The organism is Nostocoides sp., from assembly GCF_037045025.1.
GTDB lineage: Bacteria > Actinomycetota > Actinomycetes > Actinomycetales > Dermatophilaceae > Nostocoides_A.
This window is the reverse complement of sequence record NZ_JBAOHM010000019.1, coordinates 256,399-263,934: the sequence shown is the minus strand read 5'-3', so window position 1 is coordinate 263,934 and position 7,536 is coordinate 256,399. Positions and strand designations below refer to the sequence as shown.

Genomic DNA, 7,536 nt, shown 5'->3' with positions numbered 1-7,536 from the left:
GCCTCGGCTCGGTTGGCGTCTTGCTCCATCATGCGCGGGCAGTTTGACGGCGCGCAGCAACCACGGCTGGCCGCGGCGCCGCGGGCGATCCGTGAGACGTTGCTCTTCCCGTACCTGTCGGGCTTCTCGATGTGCGCGCGGCTGCTGCACGGCGGCGATGGGTACGGACCGATCGACGCGCTGCTGGCGCGCCCGCCCGAGTCCACCGAGCAGGTGCTGCACGCGGAGAAGCTCAGCGCGCGCGAGCTCCCGATCGACGTGGCGGCGACGCTGCCGGAGCCCCTGGCGGACGGGTGGGCGGTGGCCTACGACGACGTGATGGGCGAGCTCAACGCGCGGTTCTTCTTCGAAGACGCGCTGAGCGTCCCGCAGGCGGAGAGCGCGGCGGGGGGGTGGGGCGGTGATCGGGCGGTGCTGCTGGTTCCGCGCGGGGCGGTTCATCCGAGCGACGGGGGCGCGGCGGTGGCGGCGGAGGGCCTCGCCCAGAGCGCGCTCGTGTGGACGGTCGCGATGGACGAAGGCCCCGCTGGGCACCCCGACGCGCAGTCCGTGGAGTTCTCCGGGCGCGCCACCACGGTGCTGGCGCATCGGTACGCGACGGCGACGGTGACGACGGTGGCGGGGGCGCTCGCGGCGCGCACGGTGGCGCCGGGGCGTGTGTCGCTGGTGGCGCGCGCGGGGCGGCGGGTGCTGGTGGCCGACCGGCTGCCGGCGGAGCGGGCGGCGCGGGTGGTGGCGTGGTTCACTGCGCAAAGTGGCCCGTAGGCGAAAAGCGGTGTATTGCGCGCTTCGCTTGAGATGAGCCAACGGTCCCAGATGCTCGCGTTCCGCGCGGTGGCGGTGCTCGCGGTGGCCGCGGCGGTGGTGACCGGCGGGTGGATGGCCCTTTCCACCACGCGGCCGGTGCAGCGGGTGTTGCGGGTGGGGTTCCATCGGCCGCAGACCTTCGCGGCGCCGGACGCGTCGGGGCACATGGAGCCCGTGGTGACGGTGATCCCGCCGGACACGGGGCCGACGGTGGAGGACGTGTGGCCGCCCGCGCTGCTCAACCCCGAGGCGCGGCTTCGCACGCGCGTGGGACCTCTCGCATCGGGCCGTCCCGAGCTCGCACGAGATCTTGTTCTCGTTCGACGACGGCCCCAACCCCGGGCACCACCGACCGGCTGCTTCGAACATCCTCGACCGGGCGCACGTCCACGCGGTGTTCTTCGTGTGCGGATGGCGCATGGAGGCCGAGGAGCCCCTGCGCTCACGCGCGCGCGGCAGATCCTGCGAGACATCGTCGCGCGCGGGCACATCGTGGGCAACCACACGGTGCACCACCGGGTGCTCCCGCAGCTCACGCCCGCGCAGATCGCCTACGAGATCGACCACAACGCCGACCTCATCGAGCGGAGTCATCGGCGAGCGGCCCCACCTGCTTCCGCCCGCCCTACGGCGCGTACAGCGAGGACGTGCGGCGGCACATCGTCGTCGCTGCACAACGAGCTGTGGCTCTGGTCCATCGACCCGCACGACTACCTGCGTCGTGGGCGACTCGGAGACGGTGGCGCAGCGGGTGATCCTCGAGCATCGCCAACCACGCCGGCGGGACCGTGCTCCTCCACGACACGCACCCGTGGAGCGTCAACGCCGTTCCGAAGATCTTCGCAGTGGATCGAGCGTGACGAACCGCGATCGCGGTGGCCGACCACCGCCCGCCGTACGAGATCGTGGACGCGCGGAGATACCTCGCCGGAGCGCGCGAGCGGCTGCCGATGATCGAGGCGGCGGCGGCGGCGCTGGCGGGGCAGCCGCACGCGAGCCGTGACGCCGGGGTCGAGCCGACGACGGGCGCGGTGAGCGAAGACAGCGACGCGGCGGTGGCGCACGACGCGACGGCGCACGACGCGGGGGCGCACGACGCCGGGGCAGCGCCCGCAGCGCAGGAGCACGCGGCGCACGACGGGGAAGCGCACGCGGGGATTGAGGTTGTCCGCCGCTCGCGGGGCCGGGCGCGACATCACCACCGCGCTCGCGCGATTACTCCAGCGCGAGGGCGACGCGGCGGCGCAGCGCCTCGGCCGCGGCGTGCGTGCCGAGCGAGCCGCCCACGTCGCGCGGTGCAGCTCGCCCGCGTCGATGCAGTCGCGCACGGCGTCTTCGATGAGGGCCTCGAGCGCCGTCGTGCGCCCGAGGTGCGTGAGCATCATCCCGACGGTGAGCGCGCGCGGCGAAGGGGTTGGCGACGTCCTTCCCGGCGATGCGGCGGGGCGCTGCCGTGCACGGGCTCGAACAGCGCGAGGCGTCGCCCGGGGTGGATGTTCGCGCTGCGCGGCCATGCCCGAGGCCGCCCTGGAGCGCCGCGCCGAGGTCGGTGACGATGTCGCCGAAGAGGTTGTTGGTGACGATCACCTCGATACTGCGTCGGGCTCGTGCACCATGTAGAGGCACAGCGCGTCGACGTAGACGTGCCGCGGCGTCGATGCCCGGGTACTCCGCCGCGACCTCGCGGAACACGCGCTGCCACAGCTCGTGCGCGTGCTTCATGGCGTTGCTCTTGTCGGCCATGTGCACGCGCTTCTTGCCGTGTTCGCCTTGGCGAACTCGAAGGCCGCGCGGATGATCCGCTCGACGCCCTTGCGGGTGTTGATGTCCTCGTTGATGGCGATCTCGTCGGGCGTGCCCCGCTGCGAACCTGGCCGCCGACGTTCACGTAGACCCCCTCGGTGTTCTCGCGGAACACCACGAAGTCGACGTCCGGCGGCGCCGCTGGTGCTTGAGCGGGCACAGGCGGTCGTCGAGGCACTTGACGGGGCGGATGTTGGCGTAGAGCTCCAGGCCGAAGCGAAAGCCGAAGAGGATGTCCGCGCGCGTGCTCGGTTGGACGGCACCGCGCGGGTCGCCGAGCGCGCCGAGGAGGATGGCGCCGCAGGTCGTCTTGGATCTCCGTCGAAGGTCTCCGTGGGCATGGTGGTCCCGTCGCGCAAGATAGCGGTCGGCGCCGAGGTCGAGGTGCCACAGGTCAGAGGTCGAGGCGGCGTTGGTCGATGAGCTCTCAGGAGCTCGAGCGGCCTCGCGCAGATGACCTCCGCGCCGATGCCGTCACCCGGGATGACCGCGACTGCGCTGGGTGCGCTGCCATCGCAGGGTGCCCGGGGCCTACATCATCGACCGCCATTGACAGACCGAAACCGCCGCTCGCGCAGTCGTCACGCTTGACATGGGCGCGTCGGAGAGTGAAACGCTCCGCAGGTCCGTGCGGAATGCCGCTGAAGGTCATCGCTGCCGGACGAACGGATGTCGGGCTCCACCGCGAGCACAACGAGGACAGCTTCGCGCTGCTCGACCGGCACGGGCTCTTCCTCGTCGCCGACGGGATGGGCGGCCACCGCGCGGGCGACGTCGCCTCGAAGATGGCCACGGAGACGGTTGCGCGCGTTCTTCGACAGCACCGCGCGCGAAGACGCCACCTGGCCCTTTCACTACGACCCCGCGCTCTCGGCCGAAGAGAACCGGCTGCTGACGGGCATCAAGGTCGCCAACAAGTCCATCTACGAGCGACAGCGCGCGCAAGCGACGACCACCGGGGCATGGGCACCACCGTCGTGGGCGTGCTGGTCGCCCCGAGGCAGCGCGCGGGCCTACGTCGGCCACGTGGGCGACAGCCGGTGCTACCGCGTGCGCGACGGCGCGCATCGCGCAGCTCACGCAGGACCACTCGCTCGTCAACGAGTACCTCGCGCGCGATGCCCGACCTCACGGCAGGCGCAGCGCGACGAGCTCCCGCGCAACGTGATCACCCGCGCCCTCGGCATGACCGAGCGCGGTGCATGGTCGACCTGTCGTCGCGACGAGCTCGCGCGCGGGCGACCGCTTCGTGCTCTGCTCCGACGGCCTGCTCGGGGATGATCTCCGACGACGGAGATCCTCGGACGCTGCTCGCCCACGCAGCGACGCCGACGCGGCCTGCGAGGCCCTCATCGCGCTCGCGCCAACGCAGCACGGCGGCGAGGACAACATCACCGCCCTGGTGGTCAAGGTCGAGGACGAGGCTCACCCCGCGCACGACCAAAGCGACGTGACCGAGGTGCGACCGATGCCCGCGTTCACCGACGAAGACACCGAGATCGGCCCGATCGCGACGACGACGGAGACGGGCGACCCACCGGAGCCGACGTGAGCGTGCTGGAGACGCCGCGGCTGCGGCTCGTTCCGATCACGCTGTCGGTGGTCGAGGCGGTGATGGCAGGGCGACGGGGCGACACCGAGGCCCTGGTGGGCGCGACGCTCCCGCGGCTCGTCGGCCCGGTCGCGACCTCATCGAGCGGGCCTTCTCCGCCTCGCTCGAACGCATCCGCGCCAACCCCACCCACCGCCTCTGGGGCGACCGGGTGATGATCTCCCGCGAGCGCGCCGTCATCGTCGGGAGCGTGGTCTTTCACGGCGGCCCCGACGCGCAAGGCGAGGTCGAGATCGCCTACGGGGTCGAGGGCGAGTCGCAGGGCCAGGGCTACGCGACCGAGGGCACCCGCGCCGCCCTGGACTGGGCCATCCAGCAGCCCGAGGTGTCCGTCGTGCGGGCCATCACGCCGCCGTTCCACCACGCCTCGCAGCGCGTGCTGGAGAAGATCGGGATGCAGCGGCTCGGGACGATTCCGCACGACATGTTCGGCGAGGTGCTGGAGTACGAGAAGCGCCGGCCGTGATCGGCCTGGTGCTCGCCGCCGGTCAGGGAACGCGCATGGGCGGCCCCAAGGCGTTGCTGGCGTGGGGCGGCGCTCCGCTGGCGCTGGCGCACGCAGAGGCCCTCGTGGCGGCGGGCGCGCGGGCGGTGGGGGTGGTGGTGCGGCCCGACGTGGCCGAGGCGCTGGAGGCGCTCCCCAGGCCCGCGGCGGTGGTCCTGGTGCGCTCGACCGAGCCCGAGGCGTCGGGCGCGGCCGGGTCGCTGCGGGCGGGCCTCGCGGCGGTGGCGTGTGACGCGGGCGAGCTGGTGGCCATCACGCCCACCGACGCGCTGCCGGTGAGCGCTGTGGTGATGGCCGCGCTGGTGGCCGCGGCGACGGCGTCGGGCGCGGCGAAGCCCGTGTACGCGGGCGCCGGGGGGCATCCGGTGGTGGTGCGCGCGTCGTGGCTCGGGGCCTACCGCGACGGCGCGCCGACGCTGCGGGACGTGCTGCGGGCGCGGGGCGACGCGGTGGCGCGGGTGGCGGTGGACGACCCGCGGGTGACGGCGGACCTCGACACGCCCGCCGAGCTCGCGCGCTGGCTCGCGACGCGCAAACTGTGAGAAATTACGACGGATTTCGCGCGTCGGCGGCGACGGCGGAGCGAGAGCGCGAGGGCGACGACGAGGCCGGCGGCGAGGTGGCGCGACGGCGGGAGCACGCCGGGCGCGACGCACTGACAGCCCGCGTCGTCGGGGGGCGGGCTCGCGGACTCGTCGCGCGCGTCGGTGGCGGCGTCGGTGAGGATCACCGGGACATCGTCGGCGCTCGCGTCGGCGCTTGCGTCGGAGGCGTCGGCGCTCGCGTCCTCCAGCGCAGCATCCTCGGGCGGAATGGGCGTTTCGGCGTCGGTGGAGGCGTCGGCGGCGGGGTGCACCATCACCGCGCACTGCACCACGTCGTCGGCGGGTCCGAACCACGCGGAGCCCTCTTGCACGAGGCCGTAGTGCTCGCGCACGATGGTGTCGGCGGTCACGTCGGGCAGCGCGAGCACGAACGAGAAGCGGCCGACGGCGCCGGGGGCGGTGGGGGCGTCGACGGCGCTCGGGCGGTTGGCCTGCGTCCAGTTGGCCGGGTCGTAGAACACCCCGCGGTGGTCGCGCGGAACGGTGGTTCCGAGGCGGGTGTTGCGCACGTCCCAGGTGGCGGTCCCGGTGTTGCGATACTCGACGAAGGCCACCGGACGATCGCCCGCGGTGCCCTCTGCAGGGCAGTGAACGCTCGCGAGCGTGGCGACGTAGGTGGCCGCGGGCGGCGGCGGAGGGGGCGGCGGCGGCGGTGGCGGCGGCGCGGCGCAGCCGTTGCGGGCGAAGCCGCCGGCGGGCGAGCGGGCCATGCGAGACGCGGTCTGCGGGCCGTAGGCGCCGTCTTCGGCGATGCGTGTCGCCGGCGTTGTTGACGTTCCAGAGGTGCTGAAAGGCGCGGATGGACTCGGCCTGGCGGTTGGCGCCCGGGCAGTCGAAGTGCACGTCGTCGCGGCCGGGGTACGGGTGCGCGCAGCCCGCGCGGGTCATGGGGCCGAGGGCGGCGGACCAGTTGGCGAGGTCCACCGCGCGGCCGGTCTCGTGGTTCGACGCGCCCGGGGTCGCCGCGAGGCCGCACGCGCCCGAGTGGTAGAGCACGTACTGGTCGGCGAGGGTGCGGAAGCACCGAGTTGAGCTGGAGGTTGAGCGAGCGCGAGGCGGTCCAGAGGGCGTCGCGGGCGGAGGCGAGCATCAGGGTCGAGACGCGCGACGAGGTGACCGACACGTTGGCGTGCGGCGTCGCGTTCACGAACACCCCCGGGAACATGCACAGCTGCGTGGCGATGAGCTGGTTGGTGATCCCGACCACGCCGTCGGTGCTGCACGCGTGCCGCGCGGCGATCGTCGCCACCGTCTGCGCGCCCGCGGGCGCCGACGCCAGCAGCGGAACCACCGCGATCCACAGTCGTCTCTGTCTCATTGGTCCCGGCCTTGGAGCATCATCGCGGAAATCAAGGGAGATGAAAACCGCCCGTTCGAGTGATATGGGCCACTCCCATACGGCGGCCGACGTGACCCTCCGAGAGACCAACCTCCAGAAGTTACAGCGCACGAGCTTTGACGTGCTGATCGTGGGCGGCGGCATCAACGGCGCGGTGTCCGCGGCGTGCCTCGCGGCGCGCGGGGCGAGCGTGGCGCTGATCGACCGCGCGGATTTCGCCGGGCTCACCAGCCAGGAGTCCTCCAACCTCGCCTGGGGCGGGATCAAGTACATGGAGAGCTTCGAGTTCGGGCTGGTCTCCAAGCTCTGCCGCTCGCGCAACCACCTGATCCGGTCGTACCCCTCGACGGTCGAAGAGATCCGGTTCTTCACGGCCCACGAGCGGGGCTTTCGCCACGGCCGGCTCAAGCTGTGGGTGGGCACGTGGCTCTACTGGCTGCTCGGGCGCTTCTTCACCCGCACGCCGAAGCTGCTCTCGGTCGCCGACATCGCGCGCGACGAGCCCATCATCAACACCGAGCGCCTGGACGGCGGGTTCGAGTACTCGGACGCGTACCTGCACGACAACGACGCGCGCTTCGTGTTCAATTTCGTGCGGCGCGCGCTCGATCACGGGTGCACGGCGGCCAACTACGTGAGCTCCGAGGGGGCCACGCGCGACGGCGACGGGTGGACGGTGCGCCTCTGCGACGAGATGACGGGCGATCGGTTCAGCGTGCGGGCGCGGGTGCTGATCAACGCGTGCGGACCGATGGTGGACGCGCACAACGCGCAGAGCCGGGTGGAGACAAAGCACCACCACGTGCTCTCCAAGGGCATTCACCTGCTGGTCGATCGGCTGACGCCGCACAAGCGGGTGCTGACG

6 protein-coding genes and 4 pseudogenes are annotated in these 7,536 nt (G+C 72.6%); 9 read left to right on the top strand and 1 reads right to left on the bottom strand.

Translation table 11 applies throughout. The features are described 5' to 3' along the window. The 3 genes and pseudogenes from V9G19_RS28430 to V9G19_RS28420 all read left to right on the top strand — a co-directional run. Positions 1 to 765, top strand: a 765-nt coding sequence (locus V9G19_RS28430; RefSeq protein WP_462288715.1) for a hypothetical protein, incomplete at its 5' end; no start/stop codon positions are given. Between the two features lie 352 nt (positions 766 to 1,117). Continuing rightward, positions 1,118 to 1,249: pseudogene (locus tag V9G19_RS28425) on the top strand (polysaccharide deacetylase family protein); the annotation flags it as partial. Then, positions 1,219 to 1,761 carry a polysaccharide deacetylase family protein gene (locus V9G19_RS28420; RefSeq protein WP_462288725.1) on the top strand — a complete coding sequence of 181 codons (543 nt, stop codon included), beginning with the start codon at positions 1,219 to 1,221 and terminating at the stop codon, positions 1,759 to 1,761. The pseudogene V9G19_RS28425 and the gene V9G19_RS28420, both read left to right, overlap by 31 nt. Positions 1,762 to 2,022: 261 nt before the next feature. On the opposite strand, the pseudogene V9G19_RS28415 reads toward V9G19_RS28420, so the two are convergent. Further along, positions 2,023 to 2,562, bottom strand: a pseudogene (locus tag V9G19_RS28415) (isocitrate/isopropylmalate family dehydrogenase); the annotation flags it as partial. A 467-nt stretch (positions 2,563 to 3,029) separates the two neighbouring features. On the opposite strand from V9G19_RS28415, the pseudogene V9G19_RS28410 reads away from it, so the two are divergent. From V9G19_RS28410 to V9G19_RS28385, 6 genes and pseudogenes are all read left to right on the top strand, one after another. Next, positions 3,030 to 3,605: pseudogene (locus tag V9G19_RS28410) on the top strand (PP2C family protein-serine/threonine phosphatase); the annotation flags it as partial. 203 nt (positions 3,606 to 3,808) lie between these two features. After that, entirely contained in the window at positions 3,809 to 4,162 is a 354-nt protein-coding gene (locus V9G19_RS28405; protein WP_462288729.1) for a hypothetical protein, read from the top strand. Beyond that, positions 4,159 to 4,377, top strand: a complete 219-nt coding sequence (locus V9G19_RS28400; RefSeq protein WP_462288714.1) for a hypothetical protein — start codon at positions 4,159 to 4,161, stop codon at positions 4,375 to 4,377. The genes V9G19_RS28405 and V9G19_RS28400 overlap by 4 nt, the downstream gene beginning before the upstream one ends. After that, positions 4,302 to 4,688, top strand: coding sequence for a GNAT family N-acetyltransferase (locus V9G19_RS28395; protein WP_462288724.1), 387 nt, complete (start codon positions 4,302 to 4,304; stop codon positions 4,686 to 4,688). Before V9G19_RS28400 ends, V9G19_RS28395 begins: the two co-directional genes overlap by 76 nt. Continuing rightward, positions 4,685 to 5,269 carry a nucleotidyltransferase family protein gene (locus V9G19_RS28390; RefSeq protein WP_462288713.1) on the top strand — a complete coding sequence of 195 codons (585 nt, stop codon included), beginning with the start codon at positions 4,685 to 4,687 and terminating at the stop codon, positions 5,267 to 5,269. The genes V9G19_RS28395 and V9G19_RS28390 overlap by 4 nt, the downstream gene beginning before the upstream one ends. Positions 5,270 to 6,495: 1,226 nt before the next feature. Further along, positions 6,496 to 7,506 (top strand): annotated as a pseudogene (locus V9G19_RS28385) (FAD-dependent oxidoreductase); the annotation flags it as partial. Between the last annotated feature and the right edge of the window lie 30 nt (positions 7,507 to 7,536).

Excerpts from the sequence above, each read along its gene's own strand:
- V9G19_RS28420 (WP_462288725.1), top strand. The coding sequence starts at position 1,219 with ATGGCGCATGGAGGCCGAGGAGCCCCTGCGCTCACGCGCGCGCGGCAG.